General features: G+C 71.0%; 17 protein-coding genes and 2 pseudogenes. 11 read left to right on the top strand and 8 right to left on the bottom strand.

Annotation, left to right across the window (positions count from 1 at the left end; genetic code table 11):
• The first annotated feature begins 97 nt into the window (after positions 1 to 97).
• Positions 98 to 757, top strand: a complete 660-nt coding sequence (locus BLS21_RS26380) for an SRPBCC family protein (RefSeq protein WP_091213900.1) — start codon at positions 98 to 100, stop codon at positions 755 to 757.
• Here the strand turns inward: BLS21_RS26380 and BLS21_RS03420 are convergent.
• Positions 754 to 1,449, bottom strand: a complete 696-nt coding sequence (locus BLS21_RS03420; RefSeq protein WP_091213896.1) for a FadR/GntR family transcriptional regulator — start codon at positions 1,447 to 1,449, stop codon at positions 754 to 756. The genes BLS21_RS26380 and BLS21_RS03420 overlap by 4 nt on opposite strands.
• A gap of 27 nt (positions 1,450 to 1,476) precedes the next feature.
• Here BLS21_RS03420 and BLS21_RS03415 point away from each other — a divergent pair.
• A pseudogene (locus BLS21_RS03415) lies at positions 1,477 to 2,931 on the top strand (SLC13 family permease).
• 10 nt (positions 2,932 to 2,941) lie between these two features.
• Positions 2,942 to 3,100: pseudogene (locus BLS21_RS03410) on the top strand (CoA transferase); the annotation flags it as partial.
• Positions 3,101 to 3,146: 46 nt separating this feature from the next.
• On the opposite strand, the gene BLS21_RS03405 reads toward BLS21_RS03410, so the two are convergent.
• Both BLS21_RS03405 and BLS21_RS03400 read right to left on the bottom strand, forming a co-directional pair.
• Positions 3,147 to 4,244 carry an alcohol dehydrogenase family protein gene (locus BLS21_RS03405; RefSeq protein WP_091213893.1) on the bottom strand — a complete coding sequence of 366 codons (1,098 nt, stop codon included), beginning with the start codon at positions 4,242 to 4,244 and terminating at the stop codon, positions 3,147 to 3,149.
• Between the two features lie 157 nt (positions 4,245 to 4,401).
• Positions 4,402 to 6,435, bottom strand: coding sequence for an oxidoreductase (locus BLS21_RS03400; protein ID WP_091213891.1), 2,034 nt, complete (start codon positions 6,433 to 6,435; stop codon positions 4,402 to 4,404).
• Positions 6,436 to 6,712: 277 nt separating this feature from the next.
• On the opposite strand from BLS21_RS03400, the gene BLS21_RS03395 reads away from it, so the two are divergent.
• The 6 genes from BLS21_RS03395 to BLS21_RS03370 all read left to right on the top strand — a co-directional run bounded on the left by BLS21_RS03395 (position 6,713) and on the right by BLS21_RS03370 (position 15,329).
• Positions 6,713 to 8,275 (top strand): FCD domain-containing protein, encoded by a 1,563-nt coding sequence (locus tag BLS21_RS03395; RefSeq protein WP_091213888.1) that lies wholly within the window; start codon positions 6,713 to 6,715, stop codon positions 8,273 to 8,275.
• Positions 8,276 to 8,440: 165 nt separating this feature from the next.
• Positions 8,441 to 10,219 carry a BCCT family transporter gene (locus tag BLS21_RS03390; protein WP_091213885.1) on the top strand — a complete coding sequence of 593 codons (1,779 nt, stop codon included), beginning with the start codon at positions 8,441 to 8,443 and terminating at the stop codon, positions 10,217 to 10,219.
• Between the two features lie 196 nt (positions 10,220 to 10,415).
• Positions 10,416 to 11,693 (top strand): M24 family metallopeptidase, encoded by a 1,278-nt coding sequence (locus BLS21_RS03385; RefSeq protein WP_175479395.1) that lies wholly within the window; start codon positions 10,416 to 10,418, stop codon positions 11,691 to 11,693.
• Positions 11,694 to 11,857: 164 nt separating this feature from the next.
• Positions 11,858 to 13,120, top strand: coding sequence for an aromatic ring-hydroxylating oxygenase subunit alpha (locus tag BLS21_RS03380; protein WP_175479394.1), 1,263 nt, complete (start codon positions 11,858 to 11,860; stop codon positions 13,118 to 13,120).
• Positions 13,068 to 14,021 (top strand): IclR family transcriptional regulator, encoded by a 954-nt coding sequence (locus BLS21_RS03375; protein ID WP_342705403.1) that lies wholly within the window; start codon positions 13,068 to 13,070, stop codon positions 14,019 to 14,021. The genes BLS21_RS03380 and BLS21_RS03375 overlap by 53 nt, the downstream gene beginning before the upstream one ends.
• A 258-nt stretch (positions 14,022 to 14,279) precedes the next feature.
• On the top strand, positions 14,280 to 15,329 hold the full coding sequence (locus tag BLS21_RS03370; protein ID WP_245700028.1) for an FAD-binding oxidoreductase: 1,050 nt from the start codon (positions 14,280 to 14,282) through the stop codon (positions 15,327 to 15,329).
• Between the two features lie 559 nt (positions 15,330 to 15,888).
• Here the strand turns inward: BLS21_RS03370 and BLS21_RS26130 are convergent.
• The 4 genes from BLS21_RS26130 to BLS21_RS03355 form a co-directional block, all read right to left on the bottom strand.
• On the bottom strand, positions 15,889 to 16,017 hold the full coding sequence (locus BLS21_RS26130) for a hypothetical protein (protein ID WP_281241898.1): 129 nt from the start codon (positions 16,015 to 16,017) through the stop codon (positions 15,889 to 15,891).
• Positions 16,018 to 16,027: 10 nt separating this feature from the next.
• Positions 16,028 to 16,876, bottom strand: coding sequence for a pyridoxal-phosphate dependent enzyme (locus BLS21_RS03365; RefSeq protein WP_217635960.1), 849 nt, complete (start codon positions 16,874 to 16,876; stop codon positions 16,028 to 16,030).
• 381 nt (positions 16,877 to 17,257) lie between these two features.
• The gene (locus BLS21_RS03360) at positions 17,258 to 17,743 is read right to left on the bottom strand and encodes a protein kinase family protein (RefSeq protein ID WP_091213876.1); all 486 of its coding nucleotides are present in this window, start codon (positions 17,741 to 17,743) and stop codon (positions 17,258 to 17,260) included.
• Positions 17,744 to 17,816: 73 nt separating this feature from the next.
• Positions 17,817 to 18,416: an FHA domain-containing protein gene (locus BLS21_RS03355; protein ID WP_091215021.1), complete on the bottom strand. Its 600-nt coding sequence runs from the start codon at positions 18,414 to 18,416 to the stop codon at positions 17,817 to 17,819.
• A gap of 885 nt (positions 18,417 to 19,301) precedes the next feature.
• Between BLS21_RS03355 and BLS21_RS03350 the strand changes: the two genes are divergently transcribed.
• Entirely contained in the window at positions 19,302 to 19,898 is a 597-nt protein-coding gene (locus BLS21_RS03350; RefSeq protein ID WP_245700026.1) for an RNA polymerase sigma factor, read from the top strand.
• A gap of 91 nt (positions 19,899 to 19,989) precedes the next feature.
• Here the strand turns inward: BLS21_RS03350 and BLS21_RS24940 are convergent, their stop codons facing one another.
• Positions 19,990 to 20,211, bottom strand: coding sequence for a hypothetical protein (locus BLS21_RS24940; protein ID WP_175479393.1), 222 nt, complete (start codon positions 20,209 to 20,211; stop codon positions 19,990 to 19,992).
• Positions 20,212 to 20,683: 472 nt separating this feature from the next.
• Between BLS21_RS24940 and BLS21_RS03340 the strand changes: the two genes are divergently transcribed.
• Positions 20,684 to 20,885, top strand: a 202-nt coding sequence (locus BLS21_RS03340) for a transposase (RefSeq protein WP_175479436.1), incomplete at its 3' end; no start/stop codon positions are given.

Genomic DNA, 20,885 nt, shown 5'->3' with positions numbered 1-20,885 from the left:
TTCGGGACCGGTCGACGTCGTGCCGCCTGGCGCAGCACACTACGCGGGGTTCCCTGCACCCGATGCTCCCCGCGCCGCGACCTCTCAGGAGTGGACGATGCCGCGCTCGTACACCAGCTCCGTCATCGGTGCCGATCCCGACACCGTCTGGGACTTCCTCCGCGACTTCAACCGCACGCCGGACTTCGTCGACGCCGTCACCGCGAGCGAGATCCTGGACGGGAAGCCCGCCGATCAGGTCGGCTGCGAGCGGAAGCTGACGCTGAACGACGGCTCGCTGGTGCGGGAGCGGCTGGTCGCTCTGAGCGATCTCGATCGCAGCTACACGTATCACCTGCTGGAGGGACCTTTCCCGTTCACCAGGTACTACTCGACCATCCGCGTCAGCCCCGTCACCCAGGGGGCGCGAGCTTCGTCGAATGGTGGAGCACGTACGACTGCGAACCCGAGGACGAGAAGGCCATGGACGACCTGCTGGCGGGCGCCCTCTACGCAGGCGGCCTCGCGGCGGTGGAGGCCCGTCTCGGCTGAGCCGCCCGTCGGACCGCGCGGGCGTCGGCACGGTGGTCGACGGCAACGCCCTCCAGGTGGAGCCCGTGCTCGCCCGAGGCCCTGGACGACGAAGCGGCCGAGGTCGTGCGGCGCAACGGGGTCCGGTCCACGACCTCGCCCGCAGCGGGTCCGACGCCGTGGAGTGGTGGGTGACCGGCGCCCGCGAGGACGAGACCGCCGACCTGCAGGTCGGTCTGCTCGCTAGCCCTTGAGGTGGGCCACGTCGCTGACCATCGCGACGTGTTGCTGCATCGCCAGTGCGGCTGCTGCGGCGTCACGCGCCCGGATGGCGTCGGCGATCGCCCTGTGGCCCTGGAGTGATCTGGCGGGCCGGTCCGGCTGAGCCAGCGACGCGATCCGCGTCTCCCTGATCAGATCGCTGATCTCGACCATGAGCTTGGCCAGCAGCGGCGAGTGGCCGGCGGCTGTCACCGCGGCATGGAACCGTTCGTCCCCCTCGACGCCTCGTCCTCCGGAGGCGATGTCGCTCTCCATGGACTCCAGGGCCTCGTCCATGGCGGCGAGATCACTGTCGGTCCGCCGCTCGGCGGCGAGCGCGGCCAGCTTGGTCTCGAGCGCATCGCGCGCCTCGATGATCTCGGGCAACTGCTGGGCGTGCCGCCGCAGAGCGTTGACGACCTTGGTCGACCCGGCGGGCTCGACGAGGACGACACCGTCGCCGTGCCGCACCGAGACCACGCCGACGACCTCCATCGCCACCAGCGCCTGGCTCAGGGTCGCCCGGCTGACGCCGAGCTTGGCGGCGAGCTCCCGCTCCGGCGGCAGACGGGCACCGACCTCGAGGCCGTTCTCGGCGATCCAGGCCTCGATCTCGCTCACGACCTGCTCGTACAGGCGCGGCCGGGAGACCGGCCGGAAGGTGCCGCCCACAGACATGACACCAGTCTATTGACAGGTGTCCCGATGTTATTGGCTAGACCACTGAGCCACCGAGTGAGGGGCGCCACAGTCAGTGGCCATGCCCCCGGGCTCCTCCCAGTCCCGACCCGAGGACCGCACATGTCACCTGAGCTGGTCTCGATCCTCGCCCTCGTCGCGTTGTTCGTCGTCGGCACCGTCCTGCCGATCAACATGGGCGCGCTCGGTTTCGTCGCCGCCTGGGGCGTGGGGATGTACGCGCTGGGCCTCGACGAGTGAGAGATCGTCGACGGCATCAACGGCGATCTCAACCTCACGCTCGTCGGCGTCACCTACCTGTTCGCCATCGCCCGCAACAACGGGACCGTCGACCTGATCGTGCGGGGGGCCGTGCGCGCGGTCGGCGGCCGGGTGGCGCTGATCCCCTGGGTCATGTTCGCCGTGACCGCGGTGCTCACCGCGATCGGCGCCGCCAGCCCGGCGGCCTGCGCGATCGTCGGCCCGATCGCGCTCGGGTTCGCCGGCCGCTACCGCATCAGCCCGCTGATGATGGGCATGCTCGTCGTCCACGGCGCCCATGCGGGCGGGTTCTCCCCGATCAGCATCTACGGGGTCATCACCAACTCCGTCATGGCCGAGAACGACCTGCCCGTCGACGAGGGAGCGATCTTCCTCTCCAGCCTGCTGGTCAACCTGGCCATCGCCATCGCGCTCTTCCTCGCGCTCGGGGGCCGCCAGTTGGCGTCCCGCCGCATCGGCTCCGAGGAACCCGGCGACGGCAAGCAGCCCGAACCCGGCGACGTCGTCCCGGCCGGCGCGTCCAGGGGTGGCGCTCCGGCGGCGGCCCCGGGCGGGGGCACGGTCACCGAGACCCGCGGGCACACGACGGTCGCCCGCCGGCGTCTCAGCGACCAGGTCATCACGCTCGTCGCGTTCGCCGCCGTCGCGGTCGTCGCGCTCGCGTTCGACCGCAACATCGGGTTCGCCGCGATCACCGCCGCGGTTCTCCTGACCGCCCTGTTCCCCGAGGAGCAGAAGGGTGCCATCAAGCAGATCGCGTGGCCGACCGTGCTGCTGGTCGCGGGCGTCAGCTGCTTCGCGGCCATCCTCAGCGCCGCCGGCGCGCCCGAGGCGGTGGGCACCTGGGCGGCCGGCCTGGGCACCGTCCTCATCGGCGCCCTCGTCCTCTGCTACGTCGGCGGCATCACCTCGGCGTTCGCCTCGTCGACAGCGCTGCTGCCCATCATCGTCCCGATCGCGATCCCGCTGATCGCCACCGGCGAGGTCAGCGCCGTCGCCGTCGTCGCCGCCCTCGCCGCGTCCTCGACGATCGTCGACGTCAGCCCCTTCTCCACGAACGGGGCGCTCATGGTCGCCAACCGGCCGGACACCATCACCGAGGAGAAGTACTACAAGCAGGTCCTCTACCACAGCGTCCTCGTGACGCTCGCCGGCCCACTCCTCGTCTGGGCCGTGCTCGCGGTTCCCGGCTGGCTCTGAGGTGCACACCATGACCGGCACTGCACCCGGGCCGCTCCCCGGCACGCTCGTCGTGGACCTCTCCCGAGCCCTCGCCGGGCCGCACGCCGGGACGATGCTCGGCGACCTCGGCGCCCGGGTCATCACGGTCGAGGCACCCGGCACGGGAGACGACACCCGCGGGTGGGGGCCACCCTTCGTCCACCCCGACGGGAGAGCCGACGGGCGGGAGTCGTTCAGGCAGCCGGGCCGGGTGGGACGAGCACCAGCTTCCCGATGTGCCCCTCCGTCAGGAAGGCCTCCTGCGCGGAGGCGATCTCCGCCAGGGGGTACGTGCGCGAGACGACCGGTCGGACCTCGCCGCGTTCGACGTACTCGATGAGGTTCTCGAAGACCTCGTCCTCCTGGAACGTGCAGCCGAAGAGCGCGAGGTCCTCGAGGTACAGCGTTCGCAGGTCGATCTCCGCGATCGGCCCTCCGACGGCGCCCGAGACGGCGTACCGACCGCCTGGCCGCAGGAGGTCCAGCAGCTGCGCGCAGCGGGGGCCGCCGACGACGTCGATCACCACGTCGACGGTCGCCCTGCCGAGGGCGTCGACCAGGTCCGCGTCCCGGTCGACGGTCCGGTCAGCGCCTCCTGCGAGCACGTCGGCGGCCTTCGACGCCGAGCACACCGCGACGACCGTCGCGCCCCGGCGCTTGGCGAGCTGGACCGCGGCCAACCCCACTCCCCTCGAGGCGCCGGTCACCAGCACCCGCTCCGACGCCACCGCGGCCCGGTGGAGCATGTTCTCCGCGGTGGAGTAGGCGCACGGCAGCGCAGCGAGTTCCTCGTCGCTCCAGTCACTGCGAACGGCGTACGTCTCGCGGGAGGGAGCCACCGTGAACTGCGCGGACCCGCCGTCACACTCGCTGCCGGAGGTCCAGCACTCGAACGGCCGGTGGCCGACCGGGGTGCGGAGCATGGTGCGGACGAGGACCCGCTCGCCGATGCGGTCGCGGGAGACCCCCTCCCCCACGTCGACGACGCGACCACAGACGTCCGCACCCTGGATCCGCGGGAACTCGAGCGCCGTCCCCGCCCACGTGGCGTCGACGCTCTCGACGGCGTCGACACCCGCTGCCCCGCCTTCTCCGGTCCCGGAGGTGCTGGCCTTCGAGTACCACCCGATCCGCGTGTTCACGTCCGTGTTGTTGATCCCGGCTGCGGCGACCTGGATGAGCACCTCACCCCTCCCGGGGTGAGGAACGGGGACGTCCGTCCGGTACTCGAGCTCCTCCAGCCCGCCGTGTCCGGTGAGCAGAACGGCGGCCATCGTCTTCGGCAAGGACATGCGAGCTGCTCCGTCCCGCGTCACGACCCGGGCGATCGACTGTGCGCCGCTGGCAGCGACCAGTCCCCTCGACAGGTGACGCGCACACGCGTCGTCGCCCGCGCCCGCCCGCCGACATGCTCCCGACCTGCATCGACGGAGAGGCGACGGAGGAGGGTCAGATCGCGCTGCACAGGCGGAAGGAGTCGAGGACGGCCGCGTGGATGTTGCGGCTGCTCACCGCATCGCCCACGCGGTAGATGCGGAAGCGGCCGTCCTCGTTGTGGGTCGGGGACTGGGGCGACAGCGCCAACAGCTCCTTCGTGTCGATCTCGCCGCAGTTGGTCGACGCGTCCACGAGCGCGTCGTAGACGTCGGTCACGGGCAGCGTCCCGTGCTCGATCACGATCGTGTCGGCGTACCGCTCGATCGACCGCCGAGCACCGTCCACGGCGAACGTCGCCTTGAGCCGCCCGTCGGATCGTTCGACACGGACCAGGCGGTGGGCAGGCGTCATCGTCACGTCGTGCTCAGCGAGCATCTGCAGGTAGCCGGCCATCGTGAGCGCACCGACGTCGGGTGAGACGGTCCGCTCCGGGGTGACCAGCTCCACCGAGGCCGCGGCGGGCGCGATGACCTCGATCGCGTCGAGCGCCTGGTGCCCCCCGTGGTCGTCGTAGACGAGCACGTCGCCGGTGGGCTTGACCGCTCCCGACATGACGTCCCAGGAGTCGATCGCGAGGTGGCTGCCCTCGGCGACCTCGACGTCGGGCAGACCACCGGTCGCGACCACGATGACGTCGAAGGCCCCGTTGACGAGCTCGTCCGGCTCCACGAGGTGGTTGAGCTCGAGGTGGACACCCAGCCGCTTGCACTCCTCGATCCGCCAGTCGACGATCCCGATCAGGTCACGCCGCCGCGGGGACTTCGCCGCGAGGGCGATCTGCCCGCCCAGGCTCGGGTTCGCCTCGAAGAGGACGACCTCGTGCCCCCGTTCGGCGAGCGTTCTCGCGGCTTCCAGTCCCGCGGGCCCACCGCCGACGACTGCGGCCCTCTTCCGCTCGGCCGCCTTGCGGACGGTGTGCGGGAGGCGCAGCTCCCGGCCGGTCGACGGGTTGTGGGCGCAGTAGGCCGCACCGGAGCTGTAGATGCCGTCGATGCACATGTTGGCGCCGACGCACGGGCGGATCCGGTCCACCTGCCGGGCGGCGACCTTGTTCGGCAGGTGGGGGTCCGCGATCAACGCCCGGGTCATCCCGACCAGGTCCACGAGGCCCTCGGTGACGGCGTACCGAGCAGTCGCCACGTCACCGATCTTGGCGGCGTGCATCACCGGGACGTCGACGTTCTGCTTCACCCAGCCGGTGAACGCGAGGTGCGGCGCCGCCGGCGTGCCCATCGGCGGGATCACCTGTGCCAGCTCGGCGTCCGTGTCGATGAACCCCTTGATGACGCTGAAGAAGTCGATGCCCGCACCGGTGAGGGCGTTCGCGATCCGCAGCGCCTCGTCGGTCTGCAGACCCTCCCTGCGTCCCTCGTCGAAGGTCATGCGGACGCCGACGACGAACTGCTCACCGACGGCGGCGCGGATGGCCCGGACGACCTGGAGCGGGAAGCGCATCCGGTTCTCGAAGGATCCTCCGTACTCGTCCTCGCGGCGGTTCCGGGCCGGGGTCCAGAAGGCGTCCAGCAGGTGCCCGTACGCCATGAGCTCGATGCCGTCCAGTCCCCCGTCCTTGCAGCGCACGGCCGCGTCGGCGAAGTCCCGGACGATGCGGTCGAGATCCCAGCGGTCCGCCGGCCGCGTGAACGCCCGGTGCGCCGACTCCCGGAGGGCGCTGACCGACAGCGCCGGCAGCCAGTCGTGGGTGTAGTTGCTCGTCCGGTGGCCGAGGTGGGTCAGCTGGGTCATGACCGCAGCGCCGTGCTCGTGGACCTCGTCCGCGAGACGACGCAGCAGCGGGACCGCTTCGTCCTTGAACAGCTGCAGGTTGCCGAAGGCCGGTGCGCTCTCCGGGCTGACGATGGCGCTGCCGCCGATCATCGTGAGCCCGACCCCGCCTCGCGCCTTCTCGACGTGGTAGGCCCGGTACCGGTCCCCCGGGAGCCCGTCCTCGCTGTAGGCGGGCTCGTGGGAGGTGCTGACGATCCGGTTGCGCAGCGGAACGCCCTTGAGCGTGAAGGGACTCATCAACGGGTCTGCGGACTGCACGGGTGCCTCCAGGAGCAACGGCGGCCGATGGCGTCTCCCCGACCTCTCCTCCGCGCTTCCTGCCTCGTCGGAGGAGTCGGCACGGTCGCGACGTCGACGGCCCCTCGACCAGTTCCTGCTCGGTGGACGGTGCCCATCGCAGGGGCTGCCGGCGGCCCTCGGTCGCGTCGGGAGGCAAGAGTGCAGCGGTGTCCGCCGGTCCGGTAGTACCGCGCCCGGACTCGTACCGGGAGCGAGTTGTCGAGTTACACTCTGCACTCCACGCTCGAGGAGTCAGGTGAGCGATCCGCAGCTCGAGGACCTCGCGCGGGACGTCGACGAGGCGGTACGTCTGCGCGCACGACTGGTGCAGGACGTGCTGTCGCTCGGGCCTGCGCGCGCTGCCCGGGCACACGGCGTCACCAGGCAGACGGCCGCCAAGTGGGCTCGGCGCTACCGCACAGGCGGGGCGGCGCAGCTGAGCCGGCCCGCCCACCGACGCCGGACGACGGAGGAGTTGCGGCTCGCTGCCCTCACCGCCCCCCTCTGGATGCCCACCACCAAGTGGTCCAGCCGCTCGATCGCTGCCGCCCTCGGCGTCAGCCAGTCCTTCGTGGCGCGCGCCTGGGAGGCCATGCGGTCCGGTACCGCGGTCAGCGATGACCTGACCGCCGCGACGACCGGGCGTCAGCCGGCCGTCCTCGGCCTCCTGGTGACGTCGCAGTACGCCGTCCTGGCCGTCCAGCTCACGCCCGTTCCCCGGCGGGAGGACCCTGCTCCACCGGCACGCGTCGACCCGGCGGTGCACCGATCACTGCGTGCGGTCCTGGCCTCCGACCTGGTCCGCCCTGAGGTCCCGGCGACCTCCGCTGCCGACACGGGTCCGTTCTGGGACGAGGTGGTGGCCGCTGCTGACCCGGACGCGACCCTGATGGCCCTCGCGTCCGCGGAGGCGCCGGTGCCGGCCGAGGTGTCGGTTCGGAGGGTGTGCCGGGATCTCGGCGAGTGGCTGTCCCTCTTCCCGCTCTTCGTCGACTGGGGGGCGCTGCTCCCCCCCGCTTCGGCACTGCAGCTGGAGAACGACCTGCGCGCGTGGGCGCGAGCGCCCCGCCGTGCGTTCACCTGGGTGCGTCCCGCACCCCGGGCGGGAGGAGGCCGCGGACCCGCGACCCGGTCCGCCGCGCGTCACCTGGGACCGGAACGAGCTCTTGCCGACGAGATCGTCCTGACCATCCGCCAGGGCATCGCGGAAGGCCGGCTCGCCGGTGGTGACCGCGTCACCGAACGCTCCCTGGCGGGTCGGTTGCGGACGTCGCGGGCTCAGGTCAGGGCGGCGATGCGACTCCTGGAGAGGGACGGCCTGCTCACGATCACGACGGGGCATGCGGCGGTGGTCCCCGTCCTGACGACGAACGACGTCGTCGAGACGTACGCCGCTCGGCGCGCGCTGGGAGCCCTGGTGATCCGAGCCGCCGTCCGGTGGTCTGCGCAGGAGCGGCAGTCGGTCGCGGAGTCGCTGGACGCGCTGGAGCGGTGCGCCGCGACCGGCGACGTCCACCGGACAGGCGAGGCGGACATCGCCTTCCAGAACGCCCTCGCCGAAGCCTCGGGCCTGGTCCGCATCGCACCCATGCTGGAGGTCCTGGCGGACCACCTGCGCATGTTCATCGCCGTGATGGGGCTGGACTACGCGTATCCGATCGACGCGATCCTGCAGGACGATCGCGCCATCTTCGAGGCGATCGACTCCGGGAACGGCGAGGTCGCGGTGGAACGGTGGCGCGTCAAGATCGACGATGCCGCCACCTACATGCTCGGACAGCTCGAGGCCACCAGATCGCGGCCGACCAGGAGGTCGTGAGCAGTCGAGGACGACCCGGGCGGCTGTCACGGGCGGGTCCGGCGCCTCGGTGCGGGGAGGCGCCGGGGATCCGTGCAGGGTTCGACCGGCTGACCGTTGACAGTGGTCCAACTCACACTGTTTCGTACGGCGCGACGGAGCGCTCTGCGGAACGGAAGGTGTCTCATGAGCCCCGACGACCCCGATCACCGGATGCCCGCCCGAGCGGCCGACGGCGACATGACGGTCGAGGAGACGGTCGTCGTCACCGAGCGGTTCGTCCACGCCGCGCCCGATGACGACCGGACGCACCCGCGAGCCGCCGACGTGGACCAGCCGGTCGACCGGACCGTCTTCATCGCCGGCCTCGCCCTGACCCTGGCGTTCGTGCTGTGGGGGGTGATCTCACCGGGCTCGCTGGCCACCGCGGCCTCGACGGTCCTGGCTAAGATGATCGACGCCACCGGCTGGGTGTACGTGCTCGTGACCGTCGGCTTCGTCGCGCTCATGCTGCTGCTCGCGATCTCGCGCTACGGGCGGATCCGGTTGGGCCGCGACGACGAGCGCCCGGAGTTCAGCACCGTTTCCTGGATCTCCATGATGTTCGCCACCGGCATGGGCATCGGGCTGATCTTCTGGGGCGTCGCCGAGCCGCTGTCGCACCTGCTCACCCCGCCGCTGGGACTCGCCGAGCCCGCGACGCCGGAGTCGGCCCAGCTCGGCATGGAGTACACGATCTTCCACTGGGGGCTGCACCCGTGGGCGCTGTACGGCGTCGTCGGGCTCGCCCTGGCCTACGCGACGTTCCGCAAGGGCCTGCCCAACCTGCTCAGCTCGATCGTCTTCCCCCGGAAGGACCCCGCGCACCCTGCCCGCCGGGCCGTCGACATCTTCGGTCTGTTCATCACCACCTTCGGGGCAGCGACGTCCCTGGGGCTGGGCGCCCTCCAGATCAACAGCGGGCTGACGCGGGTCTTCGACGCCCCCCAGAGCAACACGGTGTCGATCGTGGTGATCGTCGTGCTGACCGCCCTGTTCGTGGTGTCCGCGGTCAGCGGGACCGAGCGGGGCGTCAAGTGGATGGCGAACATCAACGCCGGGTTGGCCGTCGCGGTCCTGGTCTTCGTGTTCGCCTTCGGGCCCACGATCTTCCTGATGAACACGTTCGTCGAGTCCTTCGGCGGTTACCTGGCCCACTTCGTGCCCATGTCGTTCCGCACCGGTGCCAACGGTGGCCGCGAGTGGCTCGCCGGCTGGACGATCTTCTACTGGGCGTGGTGGATGTCGTGGGCGCCGTTCGTGGGCACCTTCATGGCCCGGATCTCGCGGGGGCGCACCATCCGCGAGTTCGTGATCTGCGTGTTGATCGTCCCGACGCTCGTCAGCACGATCTGGTTCGTGGTGATGGGTGGCACCGCCATCCGGTTCCAGCTGAGCGGGGTCACCGACATGGCCGGCTCGCTGGCCACGGGTGTCGAGAACACCCTGTTCACGTTGCTCGACGCCATGCCGTTCTCGACCCTCACCGCGGTGCTAGTCGTCGTCCTGATCATGCTGTTCTACGTCGCCGGCGCCGACGCGGCGTCCCTGGTCCTCGGGATGCTCTCCCAGGGCGGCTCGCTGCACCCCCGGACCTGGCTGGTCGTCACCTGGGGATCGATGATCGGCGCGGTCGCGATCGCCCTCCTGCTCGCCGGGGGTCTGGACGCGATCCAGACCACGGTCATCGTGTTCGGCGTCCCGTTCCTGGTCGTCATGCTCGGTGTCTGCTACAGCCTGCTCAAGCAACTGCGCAGCGAGCCGGTGGTCACCACGGTCCCGCCCGGTGTCCGCACGGTGGTCGCGGAGATGCGATCGAACACGGTCCAGCAACCGGACTCGGCCCAGCCGCCGACCCCGACCGGCCCCGAGAACGGCGCCGCCGCGCCCACCCGCGAAGCGACGGCGTCACGAACACCGATCTGACGAGTGCAGCCACCGGCTGCGCACCGGCAGGGCCGCGCCTCGTCCTGTCCGGCTGCACGGCCGGGGCGCAGCCTGCTCGGCCGCACCGCCGCCGGCTCCGAGCCGGTGGTCGACGCACCGCCCCGCGCAGCCCTCCAGCCGGAGCGGTGCCCGACCGAGTAGACCCCTGCCGAGCACCTGCTGTGGGGAGCCGCTCGTGATCAGCACACCGGGCGCGTCGTCCGGCCGGGCCACCCGACCCAGGTACGACGTGCCGCGGTCGGTCGCGCCGGCCCGGACCCGCGAGGCACAGCCGGAGGTGGACGCCGCACTGGTCCGCGGGGCAGTGGAACACGCGCTCGTCCGCACCCGCGACGCGCTGCACCGCCATGACCTGGCCGCTGCGCTGCTCGTGGATCCCGTCAACATCCGGTACGCCTCCGGGACCTCCACCATGCCGGTCTGGACGATGCACGTGATCGACCGCTACATGCTGGTGCCGGCCGAGGGCGAACCGATCCTGTGGGAGTACGCGTCGGCTCCGGCCGAGCTGGTGTCCCCCCATCCGCACGTCGAGACACGGACGGCGACGAGCTGGTCGGTCTTCGGGTCTGCGGAGCGCGCCCAGGGCCGAGCCGAGCGGTTCGCGGCAGAGGTGGCCGACGTCCTGCAGGAGCGCGGGGTCCGGGACGCCCGGATCGGGGTGGACAGACTCGACACGTACGGGTTCCTGGCTCTCCAGGAGGCCGGTCTGCACCTCGAACCAGCGCAGCTGGCGATCGAACAGGCGCGCGCCACGAAGGGGACGGCGGAGATCGAGCTCATCCGCCGATCGGTTCGCGCCTGCGACGCGGCGGTCACCCACCTGCACGAGGCCCTCCGGCCGGGCATGACCGAGAACGAGGCGTGGGCGCTGTTCACCGGCCGAGCGTTCGCCCTGGGGGGCGAGTACGTCGAGGCGCGCCTGCTGTCGTCCGGACCGCGGACGAACCCCTGGTTCCGCGAGGCCAGCGATCGCCGCATCGACTCCGGCGACCTGGTCTCCTTCGACACCGACCTCATCGGTCCGGCCGGCTACCTCGCAGACGTGTCCCGCACGTACCTGGTCGACTGCACCAAGCCCACCGCTCGGCAGCAGAGGTTGTACGCGGATGCCGAGGCCTTCCTCGAGGAGATCACCGGTGAGTTGACGCCGGGGGCCGCCTTCGACGAAGTGGGCGAACGACTCAGCAGTCGCCTTCCCCGTGCCTACCACCCGCAGCGGTATCCGTTCATCGCCCACGGCAGCGGGCTGAGCGACGAGTACCCGGTCATCGTCTTCGAGGACCACCACGCCGGCCAGATCGAGGCCGGGATGGTGTTCAGCGTCGAGGCGTACCTGGGGGTCGAAGGAGAGGCCGAGGGGCTGAAGCTGGAGGAACAGGTCCTCGTGACGGAGGGCGGCGTGGAGCTGCTCAGCCACGCACCGCACGACGAGCGCCTGTCCGGCGTCTGACGGGCTCCCCGAGCTGTTGACTCACCCCGAGACGGCGTGCTACCACTCACCTGGTGGACATGCCCATCCACTAAGTGGTGACCACGGCGCCGGCTGACCGGGCAGGTCGACGCGGCACCCGCACCGCGATCAGCGAGCTCGTCCCCTCCCCCAGGAGACGCACCATGACCATGCAGCTGGAGCGCCCCACCGGACACGACCTGGTCGACCTGGTGGAGCGTCGTGTGCCCGGGTACAGCCTGGAGGCGCCCTTCTACACGAGCCAGGAGGTCTTCGACCTGGACGTGAGCGCGATCTTCGCCAGGCACTGGCTCTTCGCGGCCGCAGAGGCGGAGCTCCCCGAACCCGGCGACTTCGTCACCGTCGCGGTGGGCAGCTACTCCGTCATCATCGTCCGGGACGACGACGAAGAGCTGCGGGCCTTCCACAACGTGTGCCGGCACCGGGGATCGCGGCTGCTCGACGAGCCCCGGGGCAGCGTGGGGAACCTCGTCTGCCCCTACCACCACTGGACCTACGGCGTCGACGGTCGACTGATGCACGCCGACAACCAGCCGGCCTCGTTCGACCGCAGCTGCTTCAGCCTCAGGCCGGTCCAGGTGCGCAGCATCGGCGGTCTCGTGTTCCTGTGCCTCGCCGATGACCCGCCGGCGGACTTCGACGAGGTCGCCGCGCGCATCGAGCCCTTCCTGGCCCCGTACGGCCTGCGCCAGGCGAAGGTCGCCCATCAGAGCGACATCGTCGAGACCGGCAACTGGAAGCTCGTCATGGAGAACAACCGTGAGTGCTACCACTGCGACGGCCACCCCGAGCTGGTGAGCGCCTACTTCCCCCTGTTCGGCTACACCGCCGAGGACGTCCCGCCGCGGCTGCGGCCGGCCTACCAGCGCTACCACCAGGCCTCCGCCGCACTCCGGTCGGCGTGCGTCCGGCAGGGCTTCCCCCTCGAGGGAGCTCGGGAACTCGACACACGCGCCACGGGGTTCCAGCTCTCCCACGCCCCGCTCGACGGTGCCGGCAAGTCGTTCAACACGAACGGCGAGTCGGTGTGCAGCAGGCTCATGGGGTCCATGACCACGGACCGGTTCGGCGACCTGTCCCTGCACATGCAGCCGAACTCGTGGTTCCACATGCTGGCCGACCACGCGGTGGTGTTCTCCGTGCTGCCGCTCGCCCCGGACCGGACCCTCCTGCGGACGACCTGGCTGGTCCACCCGGACGCGGTGGAGGGCCTGGACTACGACGTGGCCACCCTGACCCGGGTCTGGCAGGCGACGAACCAGCAGGACGGGACCCTGGTGGCCCGCACCCAGAAGGGCGTCGAGGACCCCGGCTACCGGCCGGGCCCGTACTCGACGGTCGAAGGGGACGTCGATGCCTTCGTCACCTGGTACGTCTCCCGGCTGGCCGCTCACCTGTCCCGCTAGGGACACATCGACGGTCGAGGCCGCAGAACCGCAGAGGTGGGACATGGACGAGACGGAAGGCCGGACGAGGCCATCGGCGCTGCCGAGCCCAGGACCTCGTGGCCGCACGAGGACCGGCGATGAAGGAGCCAAGCTCAACCAGTCGGTCAGGAAGGCGATCACCCTCCTCCGCGCGACCGCCGACGACCACAGGGCGAACGTCTCGTCGCTGGCCCGGGCTGCCGGGCTCCCGCGTGCCACGGCGCTCCGGATGATCCAGACGCTGGAACAGGAGGGCTTCCTGCTCCGGGTCGCCGGTGACGACCGGGTGCTCCTGGGGCCGGAGCTGCTGCGCCTGGCCCGGAACACCGACGAAGGGCTCCTCCTCCTGGAGGCAGCTCGCCCGGTCATCGCTGAGCTGGTGGCCGCGGTCAGGGAGACCGGGACGCTGAGCGTGGTGGCCCCCGACGGAGGCCTGGACCTGGTGCACCAGGTCGACGCGCCCCACCACCTGCGACCGGGATCCTGGGTCGGACAGCGGTTCCCGCTGCACGCCAGCGCGAGCGGGAAGGTGCTGCTCGCCACGTTCGACGACGAGCAGCTCGAGCGCTTCCTCCGCGAGCCGCTCGTGCGTCTCACCCCCTCGACGATCACCGCGGCCGACGAGCTGCGCATCGACCTCGGCCGCGTCCGCGAGCGAGGGCACGCCCTCTCCGTGGACGAGGCAGAAGAAGGCCTGTCGGGCGTCGCGACGGGCATCTACGGGCAGGTCGGCGAGCTCGTCGGCGTGCTCACCGTCAGCGGCCCCACGCAGCGACTGGATGGGCGCCGGGCGCGACGAGCGGCCGACCACCTGACGCGCGCGGCCGGCCGCATCGAGTCAGCACTCCACCAGAGGCGGGAGCGCGCCCGGGCCCTCTGACCCGACGCCGTGCGGCCCCTGCCACGCGGCGGCCCGACCCGGGCCTGCGCCCGACCCTGCTCACCCCGCCCGTCGCCGGCCGACACACCCGGTACCCGAGCCAGCACGTCGAGAGGCTTTCCGATGACCGCGCCCCCCAGCCCCGTGGCGGTACTGGATGCAGGTCCGCCGGCGCCGTCCCCCGCTGGCGGGCACGTCGGTCTGACGGCCCACCCGTCCCTGCTCCCGGTCTGGGGAGAGACGGACGACTCCACGCTGGTGTGCCGGCAGGTCCTCGACGTCACCCACGACGTCAAGACGTTCCTGTTCGGGTCCGAGGACCCCGCGCTGTTCCACTACGACCCCGGCCAGTTCATCACGCTGCGACTGCAGATCGGCGGCCGCGCTGTCGACCGGTGCTACACGATCTCCACGCCACCGACGCGGCCCCACCTGATCGGGATCACGGTCAAACGACAGCCCGAAGGGCTCGTCTCCAACTGGCTGCACGACACCATGGGGCCCGGCCAGCGCGTCTCGGCGGACGGACCGTTCGGGCTCTTCTCGCCCGCACGCCATCCGGCAGGCAAGTACCTGTTCCTGTCGGCAGGCAGCGGCGTCACCCCGCTCATGTCCATGACGCGCACGCTGTACGACCTCGGCTCGGACACCGACGTCCTGTTCGTGCACAGTGCGCGGACGCCGTCCGACATCATCTTCCAGCGCGAGCTCGACGTGATGGCGAGCATGGCGCCCACCATCCGCGTCGCCCACGTCTGCGAACGGGACTCCCCTCGGGAGCCGTGGGTCGGACTGCGGGGCTTCCTGAGCGGCGAGATGCTGCGGGTGCTCGCGCCCGACCTCCACGAGCGCGAGGTGTTCTGCTGCGGACCCGCCCCGTACATGGCCGCGGTCCGCCGGATGCTCGTCGCGGCGGGCTTCGACATGACGCGGTACCACGAGGAGTCGTTCTCGTTCGAGGAGCTCACGGTAGAGGCGGCTCCCACGCCGGCGGACTCCGCCGGTGCCGACCGATCCCAGCCGCCGAGCGCCGAAGCGCAGACCGCCGCCTACTCCGTCGAGTTCGTCCGCAGCGGTCGGACGTTCCGCTGCCGCGCCGACGAGAACGTCCTGGACGCCGCGTACGAGGCTGGGTTGACCCCTCCCTCGTCCTGCGGCCAGGGCATGTGCGGCACCTGCAAGACGACCGTGCTCTCCGGCACCGTGGACATGCAGCACCAGGGCGGGATCCGGCCGCGTGAGATCGCGCAGAACAAGCTGCTCATCTGCTGCTCGAAGCCGCTCAGCGACCTCCGGATCGACGCCTGACTCGCCCGTGCACGTCGGTCGACCGGCCCGGCGCAGCCCACCCCGGCACGACGGCCCTCTCCAGGTCCTCGGCGAGCACGGCGTCCACCTGGTCAGGCGGCATGTGCGCCGGGAACACCGTCCCGCGGGGTGCGGCTGTCCTGCTCGGCGGAGACGCAGTCGTGGCGGGACTGCCGGATCCACCGGCTGCGGACGAGCGACACGACCACACAGCCGGGCCTCCTGGCCGCGCTCGCGTCCGCACGGACCCACGCACCTGAGACGCCGCTCCCGCAGGATCGACGAACGACCCGCCGTCCGTGCCGTGTCAGGCGTCGGGACCGGCTGCTGGAGAACGAGCGCCTGCCCCGCACCGGGGACAGGGGCCGTTCCGGATCTCTCCGGACACAGCACCTGACCTGCGGTCTCCCGCTGCCGGGCTGGCAGGACTCGGACCCGCGACCTTGGGTGCGCCTACGTACGCCTGCGCACGTCGTGGCAGCTCATCGAGCAACGGATCGATCCGCAGCCGGGGCAGCGGGTGATGGAAGTCATCGGAGTGGGGCATCAGTGGCACGGGTCAGGCGGCCGGGGAGGCCTCAGCCAGCTCGTCGGAGGTGAGGACGTCGTCACCGTAGAGGTCGGCCACCCAGTTGGTCTGGTAGATCGTGTCGAGGTAGCGCTCCCCGAGGTCGGGGGCGATGGCCACCGTCGTCAGGTCAGGCGTGCCGTGCCGGGTCAACCAGTCGATTGCGCCGCCGACCACGGTGCCGGTGGAGCCGCCGAACAGGAACCCACGCCGAGCCAGGCGGTGGCAGGCCCGGATGGCGTCGGCCTCCTGGACGTGGATCACCTCGTCGACGTAGGACTCGTCGAGCAGCGGCGGCCCGCACCCCCATGCCCAGGCCGGGGATCATCCGCCGGGCCGCCGGGGCGCCGAAGGACACCGAACCGACCGGGTCGACGGCCACGATCCGCACGTGGGGGTGGTGCTGGCGGAAGTAGCGGGCGCAGCCCATCAGCGTGCCGGTGGTACCGGCGCCGACGAACAGCACGTCCAGCTGCGGGAACTCCCGGGCGATCGCCGGGCCGGTGGTGCGGTAGTGCGCCTTCCAGGCATTGGGGTTGGTGTACTGGTTGAGCCACACGTACCGGTCGTCACGGGCGCACAGCGCGCGGATAAAGTCCATCCGGGCGCCGAGCAGGCCGGTGACCGGGTCGGGCTCGGTGATGGTGTGCACCTGCGCACCCAGCGCCTCCATCAGCAGCCGGGTCGCCAGGTTGCACCGGGAGTCGGTGACGCACAGGAACCGGTAGCCCTTGCTCGCGGCGATCATGCTCAGCGCCACGCCCAGGTTCCCCGACGAGGATTCGACCAGGAACGCTCCAGGTCGCAGGGTCCCGTCCCGCTCGGCGGCCTCGACCATCTCGGTGGCGGCCTTGAGCTTGACCGAGCCGGCGAAGTTGAAGCCTTCGCACTTCAGGAACAGCGACTGCCCGAAGACCGACTGCAGGTCCACGTACAGGTCGTGTTCGTTGAAATCCTGGGGAGAAGCAACGACTGGCATGCTCACCCTCCTCTGGTGCGCTCAAGTCCCCTGACGGGTGTCCTTGTGACGTCCATAGGATGTACAGCCGTCGTGCCGGTGCAGTATCCCGTGCGTGGAGCGACTCCGTTGCTCGCGTGTAAGGCGCTTCTCATATCGATGTAAGACGTGCTGGTGGCATCGCCATCTGACGCCCAGCCCTCTCTCACACCGAGGTCCAACAAAAATCACTGCACAGCAGCGATCTACGGTGATCCGGGCTGAGGCTCGCTGGAGGCGAGCAGCCCGCTCACCTTCGTGTGGTCGGATCATGCGACGGACCGCACCTGCACCTGCCGTGGAGGGATCAGGAACACGGCATCGAACGGGCAACCCGCGTGATGTTCGATTCGCCGCCGTTTCTCAGGCAGTCACGCTGGACACCTCGACGGGAGCGGCCTGGTCATCCGCGGTGCCGTCGCCGAGTTGACCTTCCGCATTCCAACCCCAGGCCATGACCGTGCCGTCGGCGAGCAGTGCGAGGCTGTGCTGGGTCGACGTCGAGACGGCGGTCACCTCGGTGAGGTCGAGGACGTCGACGGGAAGGGGTTGATCGTCGAAGGTGCCGTTACCGAGCTGGCCGCGTTCGTTGGCCCCCCATGTCGTGACCCGTCCGTTGCGGCATAGGGCGAGGCTGAACCGGTCGCCGGCGGCGATGGTGATGACGTCGGTCAACCCGGACACCGTGACCAGGTACGCGATGCCGGGATGGTCGAGGCTCTGCATGACCCGGGCTTCCCGGACGAATCGGGCGGCGAACTCCTCCTGCATGGCCAGCGCCGGGAGCAGCAGCTCGAGTGCTGCCGGGCGACCCAGTTCACGGTGGACCGCACGGTAGACCTCACCCATCCCGCCCGACCGATGAGCGCCTCCACGGTGAACGAGCCGACCGCAGCACCGGGTGGCAGCGATCCGGTGGTGGTCATGGCGGCGAGTCCCACAGATCGGCGAGGGGCACCGCGCCGCGGCGGATGGCCTCGTTGGCCAGCTGGCCTCGGCGGCTGCCCGTGCCGGGGGCGATGCCGAACTTGTCGTAGAGCCGCAGCAGGTGCTGCTGCACCGCGGCCTCGGTGACGACCAACGTGGTGGCGATCTCGTGCAGGGACGCCGGCTCGGTGAACACCTGACCGCTGACCAGGGGCCGGCACAGCGCGCGCAGCACATCACGCTCGCGACGGGTCAGCTCCGGCGCCGGCGCTGACCCCTCGGTTCGCGTGGTCCCTGCCGGCTCCGCCGCTCGGAACACCAACTTCGTCCGCCCCACCGCGAGGTCATCACCGTGCCGGAGGGTGCACATCCCCAGGATGCGCTCCCCCCGCACGAACGTGCCGTTGCGGCTACCGACGTCCTGCACGCACCAGCCCCCGCCGACCGGCTCCAGGACCGCGTGCAGGCCGGAGACCGTCTTGTCGTGGGCGAGGGGGACGTCATTGCCGCTGTTGCGGCCGATCGTCACCCGGCGCGTCTCCAGCAGCACGAGCTCGACACCCGAGGGCTTCCACACCTCCAGATACGCCGTCATGCCCGCCCACCGCCACCTGGCCATGGCTCCCGGCTCCGCACCGGCGATCCCCCGGCCAGCCCCCAGACCCAGCGTGACGACATGGCAAGTCTCCCTGGAGACCACTGCTACCAGCCCCGGCTGGCCGAGCTTACCGACCTGACCCGTCACCCCGTCCCGATCCTCGGCCGAGAAGTGGGCGGCCCACGGCGGCCTCCACCACCACGCCGTCTCGAGCGGGTGTGCCCAGCTGTGGACGGATCCCGGGGGCCAACTGTCCTTACGAGTCCAGCACAAGACCCTTACTCGCGCGTGCCGAAACTGTGCCGTCGGACGCCATGCCGCATCGGATTCGCGCTGACGAACCTGAAGAAGTCCGCAGGACCACGAGCGCCGGTCACAGCGAGCGCTTCCACGAAACAGAGGAATCCGATGTCTGGACACTTTCCCGGATTGCGACCCGGACAGGTCAGGGTCGCATCTGCCAATCGTCCCTGTCATCGACACGCCATCGGCGTATGGATGGCTCACTGCTCGGAATGCACCGCCTGGCATCTCGGCCACCAGATCGCCGACCCATCCCCGGGGCCGGGGCAGCGCCCCGCGGATCGGAGGCCGTCTCGATCGTCACCGGACGGCTGCGTCAGCAGGCTCGATGGCACGAAGCCGGGAGTGCGCGGCACCGTCGCGCCTCGGGAGACGAGGTGCTCCATGGTCGCCACCCCGCTGCAGTCCACCACCCACCCCCACCGAGGGCACCCGGCCTCCGCGTCGCGGCGCCCGGAGAGCACCGCACCGACCGTGGATCCCAGCTCCCGTCCGCGGCCGGGGCGGCCGGCTCCGGCGCCGGTGCCCGCGCCCGGGCACCGGACGATCGGAGGGTCCGGCAGGGCTCGTCCCGATGGCGTGGCGCACGGCCGCGAGTCCACCGCTGCCCGGACCGGTGGACACGAGATCACCGCGCAGCTGGTCCGGCGGGCCGCGGGCGGCGACGAGGTCGCCTGGGACGCCATCGTCGACAGGTACAGCCGCCTGCTGTGGTCGGTCGTCCGCGGGTTCCGGCTGACCGACGCACAAGCCGCCGACGCCGTCCAGACGACGTGGGTGCGGCTGCTGGAGAACCTCGACGCGATCCGGGAACCCGAGCGGCTGGCCGGTTGGTTGCGGACGACCGCGCGCCGAGCCTGCCTGGAGACCGTCCGCCGAGCGAGCCGCGAGTGCCCGGTGGACCCGCACGTGCACACGGCCCTCGAGCAGGTCGCGGGGCGGGCCGACGACCCCGAGGCGCACGTCCTGCGGCAGGAGCGGGCAGCCATGGTCCGCGAGGCGCTCGGCGAGCTCCCCCAGCGGCACCAGCGACTGTTGGAGCTGCTGGTCGCGTCACCGCCGTTGAGCTACGAGGAGATCAGTGCACGGCTGGGCATGCCGGTGGGCAGCATCGGCCCCACCCGCGCCCGGCTCCTGACTCGGCTGCGTACGGCGCTGGCCCCGGCCGTCCTGTGACGACCTCGTGCATGGTCAGCGGCACGACCTGCACCTAGTCGCGGGGTGACCCATGACGTACTGGCCTGCTGGGGGGTGTCCCGCTCGACGATCACCGGGCCGTCGGGGAGGTCCCCCACTGCCGGCCGAGCGCGGCCGCACCGTCGAGGGCGGGCTCCGGTTGCGGCCCCTGGCCGATGTGGTCGTCCACCTGGGGGCGAGCGGGCAGCTCGGCCTGCTGGATGCCACGGAGGTGCGGGTGCGCCGCCCGGCGGCCCACGAGGCCGGGCGCCAGCGGTTCGTCTCCGACCGACACGGTCACGGCGCTGGGCATGACCGACCCTGGCCGGCGGCTGCCGTTCTGCGGACAGAGCCGCCCGGGCGCTATTCGAGGACGCACACGAGGTCGTCCAGGAGCACCCCGGGCACTCCTCGTACGCCATCACGGCGGACGTCCACGGCCACGTCGGTCCGGCGCAGCAGCGGGAGGCGGCCGACCGGCTCGACCAGGCGCTCCGCTGGTGACCGTTGCCGTCCGTCGGGCCGCGTCGCTGTAGGTATGCACGAGGCGGGCTGGCTTTTCCGGCCGACCCGCCTCTGACCTGCGGTTCCACTGTCGGGCTGACAGGATTCGAGCCTGCGACCCCTTGACCTCCAGTCACATTCGAAGGGTCGGTGACGTCCCTGGAAGTGGTGTAGCTGGTCGGAGGTCCTGAGCTCGTCGGCGAGGTGCTGGCGTGCGAGAGGCCACCGCGTGGATCTTCTGCGTGAACCCGCCAAGGAACACTCAGGAGAAAGGCCACGCGATGGCCCTGAACCAGTCTGCCCTGCTCGAGCTCCTCGAGGCACTCAAAGCTGCCGAGGTTGACGACCGCATCCGCACCGCCACCGAGACGCTCTACCAGGCGCTGATCGAGGCCGAGCTCACCGCGGTCATCGGCGCCGCACCCGGTGAGCGCACCGAGAGCCGCACCGCCCAGCGCAATGGTTCGCGCCCCCGCACGCTCA

It is taken from the genome of Geodermatophilus siccatus (genome assembly GCF_900103785.1).
Taxonomy (GTDB): Bacteria; Actinomycetota; Actinomycetes; order Mycobacteriales; family Geodermatophilaceae; genus Geodermatophilus; species Geodermatophilus siccatus.
The sequence above is the reverse complement of the archived record's forward strand: the minus strand, read 5'-3'. Positions and strand labels throughout refer to the sequence as shown.